This is a genomic window from Mucilaginibacter oryzae (assembly GCF_003148845.1).
Taxonomy (GTDB): Bacteria; Bacteroidota; Bacteroidia; order Sphingobacteriales; family Sphingobacteriaceae; genus Mucilaginibacter; species Mucilaginibacter oryzae.
Window position 1 is genome coordinate 249,669 of record NZ_QGHA01000002.1, and the last position, 19,608, is coordinate 269,276.

Sequence of the window (19,608 nt, forward strand, 5' to 3'; positions counted from 1 at the left end):
AGTTTCTAATTAAAATACAATAAAGCAAATTTATTTTTACGAAGGAAATTTATTTCGTTTAGTTGCAGGCAGTTACAGACGGGGTCAATTTATAATTAAATTAAGCTTAAAGTTATCAGCACGGTTGACTACGAGCTCTGGATGTTAAGGAAATAAAGACATTTGCTGATGAGTCCCGGCGATTGAAACCGAAGCTGTTTTCTGTTTGATTGACGTTTGCTAATAGATTTAAACCTGTAGCCGATGTTTGTTTTTTTTATTACAACCCTGGCTTTTTGCAAAACAGGTTTGCTGAAAATATAACGCCCGATCTAAATCAAAACTGCAAAAGTATCACAACAAATCGAACCTACAATTCCAGAAAATTCCATGTATTTTAAAAGCGGGTACCTGGCCCGTAATTAGGATTAACGGATTAAAATCATCACTTTTCTTAGCCTTAAACAAATTCAGATCACGTATAAATGTCGGATTTGTGCAAAAGAAAGTCTTATTTGGCAAAAGTTTTAGCATTTCGGCCTTTTACATTTGTCAAATGTATCATCACAGCCTTGTAGCGATACCGATTATAAACATCAAAACATAAATTTAATGATGGATAGTTGCCTGGCTTTTTTTGCTTGATTATCTGAACTTATATGGAAAGACGAAATGTACTAAAAGGTATGGCGTTAGGTTTATCCTCGTTATACCTGTCAAAAAGTTATGCAGGCCGCCTGTTAAATAGAGATTATGCCGCCGGACCGTTTAAACCCAATTGGGATTCGTTAGCGCAATACCAGGTACCTGAATGGTTCCGCGATGCCAAGTTTGGGATGTGGGCACATTGGGGGCCGCAGTGCCAGCCCGAAGCCGGCGACTGGTACGCTCGCGAAATGTACATGGAGGGTGGATGGAAGTACAATTACCACTTACAGAAATACGGGCACCCGTCTAAATTTGGTTTTAAGGATGTTATTAACGAATGGAAGGCCGAACAGTGGGATCCTGATGAACTGGTAGGTTTATACAAAAAGGCAGGCGCCAAATATTTCATGGCCATGGCTAACCACCACGATAACTTTGACATGTGGGACAGCAAACACCAGAAGTGGAACTCCATGCGCATGGGCCCAAAAAAAGACATCATTGCCGGTTGGGCCAGGGCGGCAAAAAATAACGATCTGCGTTTTGGCGTAAGCGTACATGCAGCACATGCCTGGAGCTGGATGGAAACCGCGCAACGGGCAGATAAAACCGGCCCGCTGGCCGGGGTGCCATACGATGGTATTGTGACCAGGGCCGACGGAAAGGGTAAATGGTGGGATGGTGAAGATCCGCAGGAATTGTACGCTCAAAACCACTCTTTAAGCAAAAACAGCCAGGATAACGGCATGATCCACAGTCAGTGGGGGTGGGGTAACGGCGTATCAGTACCAACCAAGGCTTACTGCGAAAAGTTTTACCTGCGAACCATCGAACTGATTGATAAATACGGGCCGGATGTAATTTATTTTGACGATACCGTATTACCCTTATGGCCAGTAAGCGATGCCGGACTGCGCATAGCCGCGCATATGTATAATACAAGCATTAAACGGCATGGCAAGTTAGAGGCTGTTCTGTTTGGTAAAGTGCTTGATGAACAGCAGCGCAAGTGCATGGTATGGGATATTGAGCGGGGCCAGAGCAATACGATAGAACCGGAGCCCTGCCAAACCGACACCTGCCTGGGCAACTGGCATTACGAACGCTCTTTGTACGATAACAATGGCTATAAATCCGCTAAAACCGTGATCCAAACCTTGGTTGATGTAGTGAGTAAAAACGGCAACTTTATGCTGAACGTCCCGGTGCGCGGCAATGGCACTATCGACAGTAAAGAGCGTGCTGTGGTGGAAGACATTGTGGCCTGGATGCAGACGAATAGTGAAAGCATTTACGGCACCCGGCCATGGACAGTACTTGGTGAGGGTCCTGCTATGGCTGACGCGCCGCCACTAAACATGCAGGGCTTTAATGAGGGACGCGGCAAGCCTTTAGGGGCTACGGATTTCAGGTTTGTAAAAAAGGATAAGGTTTTGTACGCTACGATGATGGGCTGGCCTGACAACAATAAGGCGCTCATTAAAACACTCGCGCTCAATAATGTACATAAAGTACAGCGGGTGAGTATGCCGGGTAGTGATGCCCCGTTGCATTTTGAACAAACTACCGAAGGCTTAAAAATCAATTTACCGCAAAGTCGCCCCGGCGATATTGCGTATGTTTTTAAAATAAACGGAGCTATTGCTTAATGGTTTCAGGTAACATATCCTATTCCCGTAATTACAGATCATGATGAGACCAATAGCTACTGCTTTCCTGATAGTTACCCTGCTTTGTTTTGGCAAAGCTAATTCGCAAATTAAACAAACGGCCGCCCCGATATGGGGCAACTGGGTACGCTGGGGCGACCAGCTTGACGGTACTTACTGCAACCCCGTATTACCCGGCGATTATGCGGATATAGATTGTATACGTTTGGGAAATGACTATTACGCCGTATCGTCTACGTTTCAGTATTCGCCCGGCTTTATCATCCTGAACTCTAAAGATTTGGTAAACTGGAGCATCAAGGGGCACGTAGTCAATGATATTTCGGTCATATCGCCAGCCATGAATTATACCCGGATGGACCGCTATGGCCGCGGCATCTGGGCCGGGGCTATCCGCTATCATAACAAGCGTTTTTGGGTTTATTTCGGCGACCCGGACGAAGGCTATTTCATGAGTTCGGCAGCGAAGCCCGAAGGCCCCTGGACGCCTTTAAAACATGTACTGGCCGAAACGGGATGGGATGACCCCTGCCCTTTTTGGGACGACAACGGGCAGGGATATTTGGTGGGCACCAGATTTGCCGATAATTACAACGTGCATTTGTTTAAAATGTCTGCCGATGGCGCATCGCTCAACTTAAAGTCGGATAAAGTAATATACCGGTCGGAAGGCAGCGAAGCCAACAAGCTTTATAAATTTAACGGTTATTATTACCACCTGTTTAGCGAGGTGCGAAACCACGTGCGTGTGCTGATGATGGAACGGGCCAGAAACATTTGGGGGCCGTACGAGGGGCCACGGCAGTTGAGCGAGGGGCAGCCGCAATTTAACGAACCAAACCAGGGCGGATTAATACAAACGCCGGGAGGTAAGTGGTACTTTTTAACCCACCACGGCTCGGGCGACTGGTCTGGCCGCATCATGAGCCTGCTCCCCGTGACCTGGATTGATGGCTGGCCCATCATTGGCAAACCCAACGCTGCCGGTATTGGCGAAATGGTTTGGCAGGCACCTATGCCGGTAAAGGGTGGCGGTCGGGTAGTTCCACAAAGTTCGGATGAGTTTGAGGGTACCGCGCCCGGGCCGCAGTGGGAATGGAACTACCAGCCCCGCGCAGGCAAATGGTCGTTAATCCAAAGAAAGGGCTGGCTCAGGCTGCAGGCCTTCAAACCGCTTAAAAACGATTTGCTGCAAGCAGGCAACACCATCACCCAGCGGTGCTACCGTAGCGTTACCAACAATGCCACCATAAAAATTGATGTGAGCGGCATGGCGAACGGACAGCGCGCAGGGCTATCACACTTCGGTTCCCCCAATTACGCGGCCTTAGGCCTGAAATGTACAGGTACGGTTAAACAACTCGAGTTTTTTACCAAAGATAGTACCATTGCAGGACCGGTAATAGAAGCGCGTACCCTTTGGCTGCGCACCGTTTGGGGGCTTGACGGAAAAAGTAAATTTAGCTACAGCACTAATGGAAAAGATTTTGAGCAATTTGGTGAAATATACCAGTTAAATTGGGGATCGTATCGTGGCGACAGGCTGGCCATTTACAGCTTTAATAATGAGCAGGAGGCCGGTTATATTGATGTAGACTATATGCACTACCGGTATACTAACTAACAAGTGTGACATTTTAATAGTAGATAAACACGTTCAAAATCGTTTAACAAAGCTTCCCAGAACTGATGATCAGCTTCAAGTACTACTTATTAGTCCTTTTTGTTTACGCCGCGTTAACCATGCGCACCGCCGCGGCCCAGTCATGGACTGCGGATAACGGCAACGGCACCTACACCAACCCGTTGTTTTATGATGAATTTTCTGACCCCGACCTGATCAGGGTTGGTACCGATTATTACATTACCGGCACCACCATGCACAGCGTGCCCGGCCTGCCGGTGCTGCACTCAACCGATTTGGTGAACTGGAAGCTGCTGAGCTATGCGCTGCCCCGGTTTGATGACAGTGATGACTTTAACCTGCGTAACGGCAAGGAAGCTTACGGGCAGGGCATCTGGGCGCCATGCATCCGGTATCATAACGGTAATTTCTACATTTTCTCCAATATCAACCGGCACGGCCTGCAGGTATTTACTGCCAAAAATCCGGGAGGCCCCTGGAAACGGCACGATCTGGCAAAGCCGATTTATGATTTGTCGGCGCTGTTTGAAGTCGACAGGATTTACATCGTTTACGGCCAATCCGAAATCAGGATGATTGAGCTGAAGCCTGATCTGAGCGGCTTCGTGCCGAATAGCGACAGGCTCCTCATCCCTAAAAGTGAGGCTATGGGCGAGGGTAACCACTTTTATAAAATCAACGGTAAATACTACATCACCAATGCCGATGGCGGCCGTTTACAGTGCGCCCGTTCTGCCAATATTTACGGTCCGTACGAAACTACAGTTATAAGCGCCAAAGAAACAATGGGCACCTCGCTGGGGTGGTTTACCAATAATATGGGCCAGGAAACACCCTTACCTTCTGCTTCAGATAGTTTAACCATGACCAAACTCAACGGACAGGTTTTCGGGTCGGTGCCGATGCATCAGGGAGGTATAGTAGATACGCCCGATGGCGGGTGGTGGGGTTTTTCGATGATGGATTTCAGGTCGGTGGGCCGCACCACGTTTTTATCGCCTGTTACCTGGGCGGATGGCTGGCCTTACTTTGGTATACCAGGCAATCCCGGTCGCTCGCCCAAAACATGGTTTAAGCCCAACAATACCTCTACGCCTCATGCTCCTTACCTGCGCAGCGATGATTTCAAGTCGGGGCGGCTATCCAATGCCTGGCAATGGAACCACAACCCCGTCTATACGCATTGGAAGCTTAAACACGGCGAATTGCAACTGTATACCCTGCCTGCCAAAGACTTTTTATGGGCCCGTAATACCCTTACACAGCGCGGCGTAGGGCCACAAAGCGAAGCAACAGTTACCCTGGATGCCTCGCAACTGGAAGATGGCGATATAGCCGGTTTAGGGTTGATGAACATACCTTACGCCTGGGTAGCAGTATTGCGCCAGGGCAAACAGTATACGCTGCGCTTTTTTGACCAGTATAAACATCAAACAATAAATATACCACTAAAATCGCCGCGGGTAAGTTTACGTGCCTTTGGCGATTTTGATCATGATATTGCCCAATTGAGTTTTAGTACCGGCGCAACCCGTTTTGAAAGCATTGGCGATAGTATCCGGCTGCCTTACCAGTTAAAAACGTTTCAGGGTACCCGCTTCGCGCTGTTTGCTTATAACACCCTTGATAAGGAAGGTGGTTACGCGGCTTTCAGTAAATTTGAGTTGAAAGAGCCGATGGCCGATCGTTCAAAAAATCTGCCCATAGGTAAAATAATCACCTTAACCAACCTGGCCGACCAGCGCATGGTGTGGGCCGATCCACATGGGATGCTTGTTCCGGGCGACAGGTATAACGCTGACGAAAAAGATGCGGGCTACCGGTTTAAGGTGCTCGACCGCGGCAACGGCCTTGTGGTGCTGCAGGCCCTGAACGGTACCGGCTTTGTAACCATTAGCGGCCGGGGTATGGCAGCCGATGTGCGGCTTGCCAAGCAGGAAACTACCGCCAGTTTATTGATGTGGCAGGATATGCTGCGGGGCGAGTGCATGCTGCTATCGCTGCACACCAACCGTTTTATAGGCCTCAACCCCAATACCGGCGAGCTTTATGGCGCCGACTGGGCCGGAACCCTGCCCGGCAAAAAAGACGGTACTGTTTTTACCTGGCATGAAGTAACCCAATAACAATTATTAATCTATATCAATCGAATATTTACTCAAATAATGAAAATTTTATCCCCTAAAAAGAACGCGGTCGCTGCAGCCTTGCTTTGCCTGATTGGTTATGGCAATGCTTATAGTCAAAAACACACTACGTACCAGCTTACATCACCCAACGGCAATATTAAACTGGTTTTGCACAACCGTTACCAGGCCGGTAACGATTCGGTGGTATCGGCGGGTTTTGACGTTTATTACAAAACAGGCGACCGGCTTACAACGGTAATGCAGGGTAATAAATTAGGCTTATCAACCGCTCAGGAGGAATTCAGGAACATTGATCTGAAGAGTGCAGGAGCAATAAAAAGAATAAGTGAAAGCTATAAGATGCTCACCGGCAAACGAAGCCTGTGTACCAATGCCGCCATCGAACGTTCGTTTACGTTTACGAATACCGCAGGCAGGCAGCTTAATGTTATCTTCCGGGTTTATAACGATGGCATCGCGTTCAGGTACTTGTTACCTAAATGGACTGATCAGCCCGTTAATGTAAAAGATGAATATACAGCTTACCACATACCCGAACAAACCGGGCGTTGGGTGCAAAAATACGATATTGGCTACGAGAACTACTTTCCATACAGCACGGATGGCCATGGAGAGCAATTGCAGCAGTGGGCATATCCGGCGCTGTTTAAAGTAAACGGCCATGAGTTATATTACTTAATATCAGAAGCGGGGAATACCGGGCAAAATAGTGCCGCCAGGCTCAGTAATGCCCGAAATTTGAATACTTACCGGGTTACTTACCCTGAGCCACGTAAAGGGTTTGAGCAACAGGGGGATGTGGCGCTGCTACCGTGGGCCTCGCAATGGCATACGCTGATATTAGGCTCGCTGGCCACAGTAGTTCAGTCAACCCTGATTACTGATGTAAGTGAGCCCAGCAAAGTTGCTAACCCAGATTGGGTTGTTCCGGGCCCGGCTGCGTGGGTATACTGGGCTTACAATCATGGTTCTAAAGATTATAAAAAGGTTGCCGAGTATGTAGACCTGGCCTATAAAATGAACTGGCCTTACGTATTGATTGATTGGGAATGGGATGAGATGGCTAATGGCGGCAAAATGGAGGATGCCGTGAAGTACGCCCGTTCTAAAGGCATTAAGCCTATGCTGTGGTATAATTCGGGTACTACCGAATGGTGCACCTCTACGCCGGTTGATCGGATGCGTACACGGGATAAACGTTTAAAAGAGTTTGAATGGCTCAATAAAATTGAAGTTTATGGCGTAAAGATCGACTTTTTTGCCGGAGACCAGCAGGACATGATCAAAATGTACCTCGATATTTTGAAAGATGCAGCCGAGCATCATCTGATGGTTGACTTTCATGGTGCAACCATCCCCCGCGGCTGGTCACGTACGTATCCCAACCTCATGACTGTAGAAGCTGTGCGCGGTGCCGAGTGGTATAACAATAATGACGATCTGACTAAAAAAGCGGCTGCGCACAACGCCACGCTTCCGTTTACCCGCAACGTGATTGGTCCGATGGATTATACTCCTGTAACCTTCTCTAACAGTCAGCACCCGCATATTACCTCTTACGGGCACGAGCTGGCGCTGTCGGTAGTGTTTGAATCGGCCCTGCAAAATTTTGCCGACCGGCCGGAAGCCTTTTATGCATTGCCGGATGCGCCCAGGAATTTTCTGAAAACAGTACCAACCGCCTGGGATGAAACCCGCCTGCTGAGCGGCTATCCCGGCAAACAGGTGGTCATAGCCCGCCGCCACGGCAAAAAATGGTATATCGGCGGTTTGAACGGACAAGATACCGCACAGAATTTACAATTTAACCTGAGCTTCATCAAGCAAAAATCAGCTAAGATGTTCATTATAAGCGATGGCGAAAATGACACTTCATTCAGGTCTGACGTTCAAAAGGTATCCGCAAATCAGAAAACCAATGTGAAGTGTTTAGCCAGGGGTGGTTTTGTGTGTGTGATAGAATAATAATTTACCTTATTTAACTGTATGTAGCGCTCGCTTTTTCAATAACAGACAATGATGGCCATAAGCAGCTGGCGTTGTCTGTTACTGGTATCCTGGTTGAAATGCGGCCTTTTGGTGCGTAAATAAGTTGCGTTATAATAAAGCAGAATTTAAAGCTAAAGGATTTTGTTATTGAAATTTGTTGTGCTACTTTGACACAGGCAAAATGCAAAACATGGTTAGGAGGGTACTGCGACATACTTTTTCATTACTGAACGTTGATTATGTTCAACTCGGAAAAAAGTGGAATTACAGCGGGGTAATGAGTCCTTATTACCGGCTGTACTACATTGACGCTGGTTTTGGCGAAATAGTGAGTACCGGAATCGTTCATCAACTGGAAGCCGGTTACCTCTACCTTATTCCCAGCTTTACGCCATGCGATTTGAGATGCAGCAGTTTTTTAAGCCAGTATTTCATCCAGTTTTTTGAAGAATCGACCGATGGCGTCTCTCTTTTCGCCGATAACAGGTCGATATATAAGGTGCCGGTTACCCAACTGGATATTATGAACTTTAACCGCCTGCTGCAAATTAACCCCGGCCGCGGTATCAACCGCTCTGATAATCCCAGGATTTATGAAAAAAAAATATATTACGAAGAGTATCAGGAATTGAACAACCGGCAGGGCCTTGCCGATTATTTTGAAACACATGCCATAATACTTCAACTGGTATCGCGCTTCCTGACAGCTGATATCTTTAAGCCGAAAAAATTCCGGAATATGCCTTGCAAAATACACCATGCCCTAAGCTATATTTTGATGAATCTGGATCGGAAAATTACGGTGACGATGCTTGCTGAGCAGGCTAATCAAAACGTAGATCATTTTTCAAGGCTTTTCCAGCTCCACCTTGGGGCAAGGCCTATCGATTATATTATTACCAAAAAAGTGGAGCGGGCGCAGTATCTGATCGTAACCACACAGATGACATTTACGGAAATAGCCGCGGCAACGGGTTTCGAAAGCGTGTCTTATTTTTCGAGGATCTTTAAAAAGATTACCGGCACATCGCCCAGCGTTTACCGGGCAAAAATAGAAGAAGTAAATTGAGTAGTTTTTGCATAACTTTTTATGGCTGACGATTACCACCTTGTTCAAAAGAGACCGCGGTAAACTCGATAAGCAGGACGCTTAAGGAAAAGAAAAGATGTACTTCCGGCTATATGCAGGAAATACGATGTCAACATAGAAACCACTCCAGGACTTGCCTACTATAACATATCTGCAACTGTAAATACCGAATCTGTGGAAAATGTTTTGCTAACTATTACAAAGCAACTCAAGCGCAAAGTAAGTAAACATGGTGTTGATTATGAAACAACCGCTCAGTTCAAAAAAGTTACGGGTAATTACTTTATCCTCATGAAAATTAGGGTTTACTTGTTTTTAGCCGTTATCCTGTCGATAGTTACCCCCTTTAGTCTCCCATAAAAAAGTCGAAATCAAACCTTCCGGATCGGGATTAAACACTGTATCAATACCGAACACACAGTGTTACACTTGCGAACAGTTTTTGATTTTGTAATGATTTAAATTGTTGATAATCAGAGTTTTTATATTTTGGTATAGGTTTTACATTACTGGCAGAAATTTATAGTTGGATATGTTAAAAAACTACTTCAAAATAGCATGGCGTAATATTATCCGCCACAAAGGTTATTCGGCCATAAATATTGCAGGCTTAACTGTTGGTATTGCCGCCTGTTTACTCATTTTCGTGATTATAAAATTTGAGTTAAGTTTTAATACGTTTAATCCGAACTATAAAAACATATACAGGATTACCACCCGAAGTAAATCAGAAGCGGAAACCACTACCAACCCCGGCGCGGCTGTTCCGGCAACCGAGGCGCTGCGATTAGATTTTCCGCAGGCTAAGGTGGCTGCTTTAAATAGTAGTTACGGCAGCCAGCTAACTGTACCCGAGGCGGCTGGAAGCAACGCCGGGGATAAGAAGTTTATTGAGAGCATTGGCGTACTGTTTATCCAACCCCAGTTTTTTGATATTTTTAGCTATAAATGGCTGGCCGGCAGCGCGTCAGCGCTTGTAGACCCGGATATGGTAGTTTTGGATAAGACTACTGCTGCCAAATATTTTGGCGACTGGCACAGTGCCATGGGCAAAATCGTCCGCATGGATAATGTTTTAACCCTTAAAGTTGCCGGTGTTGTAGAAGATGCACCGGCCAACTCTGATTTTCCATTTAAAGTAATGATATCCTTCGTTACCTGGAAACAGCATGCCAAAGCTTATGATTATAACGACGACTGGCACTCCACCAGCAGCAGCCACGAAATCTTCATGCTGTTCCCTCCGGACATGAGCCAGGCAAATATCGATGCACAGTTCAAAGCCTTTTCGGCAAAACATTTTAAAAAAGACAATCATTCAGAAAGGGTTCTGGTTCCGCAGCCGCTGGCCGATATGCATTTTGATAAGGCCATCGGTAACCCGCTTGGTGATCATAGCACCAGCATGGCTACCCTGCGCACACTGTCATTTATCGGTTTGCTGATCATCATCATGGCATCCATTAACTTTATCAACCTCTCTACCGCGCAATCCGTTGGCCGCTCAAAAGAAGTTGGTATCCGTAAAGTATTGGGCAGTACCCGCCCGCAGCTTATTTTGCAGGTAATCGGCGAAACTACCATTATCGTCATCATATCGGCATTATTCGCCATCGGCGTTGCCAGGTTGGTTATCCCGCAATTGAAAAATATCGCTAACGTACCGGATGATATCAGCCTGTTCAGCGCCGGCAGTGTGCTGTTTTTAATCATCAGTGTAGCGGCTATTATCCTGTTATCCGGCGTTTACCCTGCTTTGGTGGTGTCGGGCTTTAAGCCGGTGCTGGCGCTAAAAAACAAGATCACCGCAGCATCAATAGGGGGCATCCCGTTACGCAGGGCTTTGGTTATCGCGCAGTTTGCTATTTCGCAACTGCTTATTATAGGTACAATAGTGGCTGTAAACCAGATGGATTTTGTGAACAACGCTGATCTTGGCTTTAATAAAAATGCTTTACTCATTATCCCCGGCTATACCGATAGTGTGAGCCTGGGAAAAATGGAATCTTTCAAATATCAATTGTTGCAAAATAAAAATGTAAAGGCGGTAAGCTTTTCATCGGATGTGCCCTCTTCAGAAAATAACTGGGGCACCAATTTCTACTTCAATAACTCCAATAAGGATATTGGTTTCAGCACTTTTATGAAGTTTGGCGACGCTGACTACTTTAAAACTTACGGGCTGAAATTTGTTGCAGGAAAAGGGTATGATGTTAGTGATACCGTTAAACAGTATGTAGTTAACGAAACGTTTATTCATAAATTGGGGATTCAAAACCCCGAAGAGGCGATTGGTAAAATGGTGCGCCTTGGGGGCGGCCATTGGAAACCTATAGTAGGGGTTGTCCAGGATTTTAAAACTAATTCGCTTAGGGATGCCATCAAGCCCATGGTCATATCATCTTCCAAAGGTTATGAAGCACAGGTAGGTATTAAAATTGAAACCGGTAACCTAAGTAAAACAGTAGCCGAACTCAAGAAACTTTGGGAAAGTACCTACCCGGAGTATGCCTACAACGGCTATTTTTTTGACGAAAGCATAGCCAGGTTTTACGAACAGGAAAATAAGATGGCGCTTGTATACAAGGTATTTGCCGGCATAGCCATATTTATTTCGTGCCTTGGTTTATATGGCCTGGTATCATTTATGGCGGTTCAGCGTACCAAAGAGGTGGGCGTACGTAAAGTATTGGGCGCTTCAGTTACCAGTATCGTGTTCCTGTTTTCTAAAGAGTTTATGATATTGATCGGTATCTCGTTCATCATTGCCATGCCTGCTGCCTGGTATATCATGAACGGCTGGCTGCAAAACTTTGTGTACCGGATTTCCATGAGCGTGTGGATTTTTGTATTAGCCATAGCATCATCGTTGGTGATTGCCTGGATAACTGTTGGTTACAAGGCGGTTAAGGCTGCTTTGGCAAACCCTGTTAAAAGTTTACGATCAGAATAGGGCATTGAGCCATTTGCTGTGCGTCATTAAGTTATTGCTGAATGGCGCACAAACCAAAATGACCTAATGACTCAATGACGCGCAGCGAATGACACGAAGTAAATGAAATAATAAGATGATAAAGAACTACATCAAAATAGCCTTCCGGAACCTTTGGCGGCACCGGGGCTTTTCGTTTATTAATATTACGGGCCTCTCTATCGGGATAACCGCTTGTTTTTTCATTTTTATGTATGTTGCCTTTGAGTTGAGCTACGATAAGTTTCATACCAAAGCCGATAGGATTTACAGGTTGGTAACCGATATTAAAACCCCGAGCGAAACCATCAATACCAGTATCACATCGTGGGCATTTGCGCCTAATATTAAGGCCGATATGCCCGAGGTGGAAGCCTTTGTACGCACGAGTGAAGGTAGTTTTTTGGTGCGCAAGGGGGATGTAAAGTTCCAGGAAGAAAACTCGATGTTTGCCGATTCGACATTTTTTAAGGTTTTTGATTTTAAGTTGCTGAAAGGCGACCCAAACAACGCGCTTAACGCCCCGGCCAGTATCGTATTTACCGAATCAACTGCAAAAAAATATTTTGGTACCGCCGATCCGGTAGGTAAAACCGTATTGGTGACAGGAGATGGTATCCCGGCCACGATAACCGGTGTAGTGAAGGATTTTCCGGCTAACTCCCAAATTAAAGCCGATATGATTATATCCATGACTACGTTAACACAAAAGTTTAACACCGGCATCGATAATCAGTGGGGTAATTTTGGCGCAACAACTTATCTGTTATTAAAGCCTGGCACCAACCCAAAAGCGTTTGAGGCTAAAATGCCGTCCTTTTTGCAAAACAGGGATGGCGAAGGCATGAAAAAAAGCCAGATGTTTTATACCCTCTTCCTCGAGCCTTTAAAATCAACCTATCTTTATTCAAAAAGGGGTGGGCCAGAAGTTGGCAGTATCAGTAATGTGTACATATTCAGTATCGTAGCTGCTTTTATTTTGTTAATTGCTTGTATAAACTTTATCAACCTTACTACTGCCCGCTCGGTTGAACGCGCCAGGGAGGTAGGGATCCGCAAAGTTGTGGGTGCCGAAAAAGGTCAGCTTGCAGGCCAGTTTATCGGCGAATCGGTGGTGTTGTGTATCATCGCTTTTTTGCTCACCCTTGTCATTTCAGTTTTGCTGTTGCCAATGTTCAACCAATTGGCGGGTAAAACCATTAGTACGGGTATCTTTTCAAATTTGAGCTACGTTATTATTCTGTTTGCAACATCGGTAGGTATCGGCCTGGTTGCTGGTTTATACCCCGCGCTTGTGCTATCATCCTTTAAACCGGTAATGGTTTTAAAAGGGCGGTTTGCCGGGAGCAAAAAAGGCGGGGCGTTACGTAAAACGCTGGTAATTGCACAGTTTAGCATCTCTATCGCGCTTATTATCGGTACAATAGTGGTGTACAACCAGATGAGCTTTATGCAAAACCGCGATCTTGGTTTTAACAAAGATCAGATGTTGGTGCTGAATACCAATGGTGATGCGGGCAAAGATGCATTGAAAAATGCCATCAACGCTATTCCCGGCGTTGTTTCCACTGCCTCGGCTTCAAGTATCCCGGGCGGGGGGAATAGTGGCGCTTATTCGGAGATAGAAAACAAAAAGGGCGACCTGCAAATTGCCAATCTTGATCTGTATTTTGTTGATTATGATTACGTAAATCAATTTAAAATAAAAATGGTTGCAGGTCGGGCGTTCTCGCGCCAGTTTAGTACCGATACCGCCCAGGCTATGCTTATTAATGAAGCTGCAGTTAAGTTGTTTGGCTATAGTTCGCCTAAAGAAGCTATCGGCAGGCGGTTTAAACAGTGGGGGCGTGAAGGTAAGATAGTAGGTGTAATGAAGGATTTTCATTTCCGCTCATTACAGGAGGTGATCAAGCCGCTCACCATGCGCATCGAGCTTAAAAACCTTGATCTCATTACCATCAAAGTATCCCTCCAAAACTTAAGTGCTACACTGGCCCGGATAGAGGATAAATGGAAGCAATTTATTCCTAACAGGCCATATAACTATTATTTTTTAGATGAATTTTTCGACAGGCAATACCGTGCCGAGCAGCGTTTTGGCAAACTGTTCCTCAATTTTGCCGTGCTCGCCATATTTATTTCATGCCTGGGCCTGCTTGGCCTGGCATCATACAGTACGCTGCAACGTACCCGCGAAATAGGCATCCGCAAGGTGCTTGGTGCTTCAGTACCGGGTATTGTCAACCTGCTGTCGGTAGATTTTTTGAAACTGATATTGATTTCCTGTTTAATAGCCATGCCTGTAGGCTGGTATTTTATGCATCAATGGCTCAAGGATTTCGCTTACCGTATTGATATACAATGGTGGGTGTTTGTACTGGCCGGTGTCCTGGCAGTTTTAGTGGCCGTGGCTACCATAAGTTTCCAGGCGATAAAGGCCGCGTTGACTAATCCGGTTAAAAGTTTGAGGTCTGAATAAGGCCTGAGCCAACCCTCTGCGGAGGAGAGGGCTTTAAAAAAACACAGGGTAAATATATTATATCACTCACAATTAACAATTCCTCCCCTTTGGGGAGGTTAGGAGGGGTTCATGATTAGAAATTACATAAAAATCGCCTGGCGAAATTTAGTTCGTAACAAGGCTTACGCAAGTATCAGCGTTATTGGTTTGGCTTTGGGTATGGCCTGCGGTGTATTGATATTTACGCTGATTAACTATCACCTTAGCTTTGATACTTTTCATCACAATTCGGATAGGATTTATCGTTTTTATACCGAGTTTCATGAGGATGGCATTAGCCGGATAGGTGCTGTGCCACAGCCTCTGGCCAAGGGTTTCCGCAATGATCTGCCCTATGGCGAGAAAACAGCCAGGGTAATTGATTTTAACCGAACGCTTATTACCGTTACCAAAGGCAACGATGTTAAAAAGTTTGCTGAAGACGGGGGCATCTCTTTTACAGAACCGGAATATTTCAGTATCCTGAATTTCCCGTTGTTAAAAGGCGATAGTAAAACTATCCTTTCGCGTGTTAACGAAGCGGTGATCACCGATAAAATAGCGCATAAGTTTTTTGGCAATGATGACCCGATAGGCAAAGTTTTTCGCTTGGATAACCAAATGAATTTTACGGTAACCGGGGTGCTCAAAGATATCCCTAACAATACCGACCGCCGTTCGGAGATTTTTCTTTCGTACGCCAGTATGGAAGAGTATGGCGGTAAGGACCGTGAAAATAACTGGGGAGGGGTTTACAGTGGCTGCCAGTCGTTTACTTTACTAAAGCCCGGCGTTACACAGGCCCAGGCCGAAAAGGGGATGCTGCAATTAGTTAAAAAAAATTATACCGGCAGGGATTTACAGGTATGGCGTTTTAAGCTGCAACCCATTGCCCAAATGCACTTTGATCGTGACCTGGGTGGGTATGCGGATAAAAAATACCTCTGGGCGTTATTTTTCATCGGGTTGTTCCTGATTATAACGGCTTGTGTAAATTTCGTGAACCTCGCTACCGCCCAAGCGCTTAACCGTGCAAAGGAAATAGGGGTGCGCAAGGTGTTAGGCAGTTTGCCCCGGCAGTTATTCTGGCAGTTTATTGCCGAAACTGCCATCATAAGTGTAATAGCGGTAATAGTGGCGGTTGGTTTATCGCAATTGGCGTTAAACCCGCTCAATAACCTTTTTCACTCTCAAATGACCTTTAACTGGTCGGCGTTAAGTTTGTTTATCGTGCTGATCAGCGTAGCGGTGGTTTTTTTGTCCGGTTCATATCCGGGTTTGGTGCTCGCGAGGTTTCAGCCTATCCAGGCTTTAAAGAGCAAGCTTTCGCAAAAAGATGTTGGGGGCTTTTCTTTGCGCAGGGTACTGGTTGTTACACAGTTTACCATATCGCAGGTATTGATTATTGGCACTATCATTATCATATCACAGCTGCATTACTCGCAAACGGCCGATCTTGGTTTTAATAAGAAAGCCATAGTGTTGGTGCCGCTTCCGCAGGATGACAAGATGAAAATGAGCACCCTCAGCAATCGCATCAGCGAGATAAAAGGTGTAGAAAACGTAACTTTTTGCTCAAACCCGCCGGCTTCGCGTTCCAACGATAATACGGGTGTTCAATTTGATAACCGCACGGAGGATGAGCACTGGAGTGTGAATACCAAGCAGGCTGATGCAAATTATATCTCAACATTTCAAATTAAACTGATTGCAGGGCGGAATTTTTTTAAGGGTGATTCGGTGCATGAGTTCCTTGTTAACGAAACGTTTGTTAAAAAGCTAAACCTCAAACCGCAGGATGTGTTAGGCAAGCAAATGGCCGTTAACGGCCGCTCGTACAAGGGCACTATTGTAGGGGTGATGAAAGATTTTTATAACTATTCCTTCCACACAGAAATAACCCCGGTATGTATTATGCCAAATTACCGCGATCTTTCAACAATTGCGGTGAAAATAAATATGCGGAGCGCCAAATCCACATTGGCGGCGTTGGATAAGATCTGGAACCAGACTTTCCCGCAGGAATTATATAAGTACGAGTTTATGGATGATAAAATCGCCCATTTTTATGAAATGGATAACATCCAGTTAACGCTTGTTGAAGCATTTGCATGTATTGCTATTATTATCGGCTGTTTGGGTTTGTATGGCCTGGTATCGTTTATGGCGGTACGTAAAACCAAAGAGATTGGGGTGCGCAAGGTATTAGGCGCCAATATCAGCAGCATTTTGTGGTTGTTTGGTAAAGAGTTCAGCATTCTGTTGTTAACTGCCTTTGTAATAGCCGCGCCACTGGCCTGGTGGGCAATGCACAATTATTTAAAAGATTTTCAATACCATATCAGTATCGGTCCCGAAATATTTGTGATGTCGATCCTCTCAACATTTATTATCGCGTGGATCACGGTAGGATACAGGGCCTCGATGGCGGCATTGGCTAACCCGGTTAAAAGTTTACGTTCCGAATAAATTTGTCATTGAGTCATTTGCTTCGCCTCATTAAATCATTGGCAAAAGCGCAAAGCATAAAATGACTTAATGACCTAATCACTCAATGATATAAAAGATGCTTAGAAACTACATCAAAATAGCCTGGCGAAACATCATCAACAATAAGGCTTATACAGCGATTAATATTTTAGGACTGGCCGCAGGTATGGCCGTTGCCCTGATGATTGCCCTTTGGGTTAGCAACGAATACTCGTACGATAAATTTTTGCCTAATGCCGATAGGGTATACCAGGTTCGCCGTAATTTTAACAGTAACGGCGAAACGCTTACCTTCAATACAACATCGTTAAAGCTTGCTGATGTTTTGAAAACCCTACCCGAGGTAGAATATGTGGCATCTACAGATTGGGGTGGTACCCATGGTTTGATGGTTGGCGATAAAAAGCTATCGATAGATGGGGTACAGGCCGGAAGCGATTTTCTGAAAATGTTTGAATACAACTTTTTACAGGGAAGCCGATCATCAGCATTGAACGATCCTTATTCAATTGTACTGACCAAAGCTACCGCTATAGCGCTGTTCGGTACGGAGAACGTTATTAATAAAGTGGTTAAGGTTGATAATAACTACAATTTGAAAGTTACCGGTGTAATACAGGATGTGCCCCTAAATTCAACACTGCAGTTTAAATATGTTATTCCGTTTAGCCTCATGGAGCAGCAACCTTACATGAAAGGGGCCCATGATAGTTTTGGTAATAACGCATACGAACTTTTTGCCAAACTAAAACCGGGCGTAACCTACGCGCAGCTTGCCCCCAAAATCAAAAATATCGAAAAGGGTGAGGATAATATCAATGCTGAAAACTCGGATGTGATTATGCAACCCATGGCCGACTGGCACCTGTATTCCGACTATAAAAACGGTGTGGCCGGCGGCGGCTTTATTGATTATGTACGCACTTTTAGCATTGTTGGCGTGTTGGTATTACTGATAGCCTGCATTAACTTCATCAACCTCACCACAGCCCGTTCCGAAAAGCGTGCCCGCGAAGTTGGTGTACGTAAGGCCATCGGTTCGCAACGTCAACATCTCATCTTCCAGTTTTTAACAGAATCAACCCTAATCACTTTGATCTCTTTTATTTGTTCGATACTGTTTGTGCAAATAGCACTTGCCCCGTTCAATGCGCTTACCGGTACTACTATCGCCATTCCTTTTAATAACATAACCTTTTGGCTGCTTGCTATTGGTTGCGTATTAATAACCGCCTTAATCGCCGGAAGCCGTCCCGCGTTTTATCTTTCATCATTTAATCCGGTTAAAGTATTGAAGGGCACCATACAGGTTGGCCGTTCGGCATCGTACTCGCGAAAAGTTTTAGTGGTGATGCAGTTTAGCTGTTCAATAGCGCTGATCATTAGCACGGTTGTTATTTATCGGCAAATACAATACGCTAAAAACCGACCGGCAGGTTACGATATCAACAGGTTGATGGCTAGCAATGCTAATGAAGATCTTGGTAAACATTTTCAGGCATTTAAAACCGAGTTACTGCAAAGCGGCGCAATAGAAAGCATCTCCACAGCATCAAGCGCTGTTACGGATATTAATATGCACAACAACCTCGACCAATGGCCCGGTAAAATGGCTGGCGAAACAGTTGAGATGGGCGTGGTTGCCATTGCCAACGATTATTTTAAAACGGCCAACATGAAAATGCTGGCCGGGAGAGATTTTAGTAATGCCGGATCCGATTCGTTGAATATTATTTTTAACGAAGCGGCTGTTAAAAGACTTCGCTTAAAAGGCGATCCTATAAGTCAGATAATTACTTATGCTGGCAGGCCTGTTAAAATAATTGGCGTAGTTAAAAACGCGCTGATGTTATCACCTTTTGCCGAGGCCGATCCAACCATGTTTATCTATAACAATGATCCGCATCAAAACATGATCTACCGTTTATCAGCTAAAGTAAACCCGCATACAGCCATCGATAAAATAGGGCAGATATTTTCAAAATACAGCCCTGCTTATCCTTACACCTACCGTTTTGTTGATGATGATTACAACAGCAAGTTTGGCCAGGAGGTATTGGTTGGTAAGCTGTCGGGTATTTTTGCAGGATTGGCGATTTTCATTTCCTGCCTCGGCCTGTTTGGCTTAGCGGCTTACATAGCCGAGCAGCGTACCAAAGAGATTGGCGTACGTAAGGTACTGGGCGCAACGGTAAGCCAGCTATGGTTTTTATTATCTAAAGATTTTGTATTGCTGGTGTTGATTAGCTGCGTAATTGCATCGCCGTTGGCATTCTACTTTTTACAAGGCTGGTTGCAAAAGTATGATTATAGGGTAAAGGTTGGACCGGGCGTGTTTGTCATATCTGCGGTTGTTGCTATCGCAATCACCTTGTTAACCATAAGTTTCCAGGCAATCAAGGCGGCAATGGCTAACCCGGTTAAAAGTTTACGGAGCGAATAAATAGTCATTAGGTCATTTTGCTGCGCATTATTA

General features: G+C 45.2%; 9 protein-coding genes. All 9 read left to right on the plus strand.

The annotated features are described in order from the left end of the window. Positions 1–638: 638 nt before the first annotated feature. The 9 genes from LX99_RS06505 to LX99_RS06545 all read left to right on the plus strand — a co-directional run bounded on the left by LX99_RS06505 (position 639) and on the right by LX99_RS06545 (position 19,575). A complete protein-coding gene (locus tag LX99_RS06505) occupies positions 639–2,276 on the plus strand; it encodes an alpha-L-fucosidase (protein WP_109607130.1) in 1,638 nt (545 codons plus the stop codon). Positions 2,277–2,316: 40 nt separating this feature from the next. After that, a complete protein-coding gene (locus tag LX99_RS06510) occupies positions 2,317–3,921 on the plus strand; it encodes a glycoside hydrolase family 43 protein (protein ID WP_211318966.1) in 1,605 nt (534 codons plus the stop codon). Between the two features lie 65 nt (positions 3,922–3,986). Beyond that, complete coding sequence (locus tag LX99_RS06515) at positions 3,987–6,068, plus strand: glycoside hydrolase family 43 protein (protein ID WP_211318967.1); 2,082 nt, start codon at positions 3,987–3,989, stop codon at positions 6,066–6,068. A gap of 39 nt (positions 6,069–6,107) precedes the next feature. Next, positions 6,108–8,057, plus strand: a complete 1,950-nt coding sequence (locus tag LX99_RS06520; protein WP_109607131.1) for a glycoside hydrolase family 97 protein — start codon at positions 6,108–6,110, stop codon at positions 8,055–8,057. A gap of 214 nt (positions 8,058–8,271) precedes the next feature. Further along, a complete protein-coding gene (locus LX99_RS06525; protein ID WP_109607588.1) occupies positions 8,272–9,150 on the plus strand; it encodes a helix-turn-helix domain-containing protein in 879 nt (292 codons plus the stop codon). Positions 9,151–9,703: 553 nt separating this feature from the next. Continuing rightward, positions 9,704–12,124, plus strand: coding sequence for an ABC transporter permease (locus LX99_RS06530; protein WP_109607132.1), 2,421 nt, complete (start codon positions 9,704–9,706; stop codon positions 12,122–12,124). A 115-nt stretch (positions 12,125–12,239) separates the two neighbouring features. Then, on the plus strand, positions 12,240–14,621 hold the full coding sequence (locus LX99_RS06535; RefSeq protein ID WP_109607133.1) for an ABC transporter permease: 2,382 nt from the start codon (positions 12,240–12,242) through the stop codon (positions 14,619–14,621). Between the two features lie 111 nt (positions 14,622–14,732). Next, the gene (locus LX99_RS06540) at positions 14,733–17,111 is read left to right on the plus strand and encodes an ABC transporter permease (protein WP_109607134.1); all 2,379 of its coding nucleotides are present in this window, start codon (positions 14,733–14,735) and stop codon (positions 17,109–17,111) included. 97 nt (positions 17,112–17,208) lie between these two features. After that, complete coding sequence (locus tag LX99_RS06545; RefSeq protein WP_109607135.1) at positions 17,209–19,575, plus strand: ABC transporter permease; 2,367 nt, start codon at positions 17,209–17,211, stop codon at positions 19,573–19,575. Positions 19,576–19,608 lie beyond the last annotated feature (33 nt).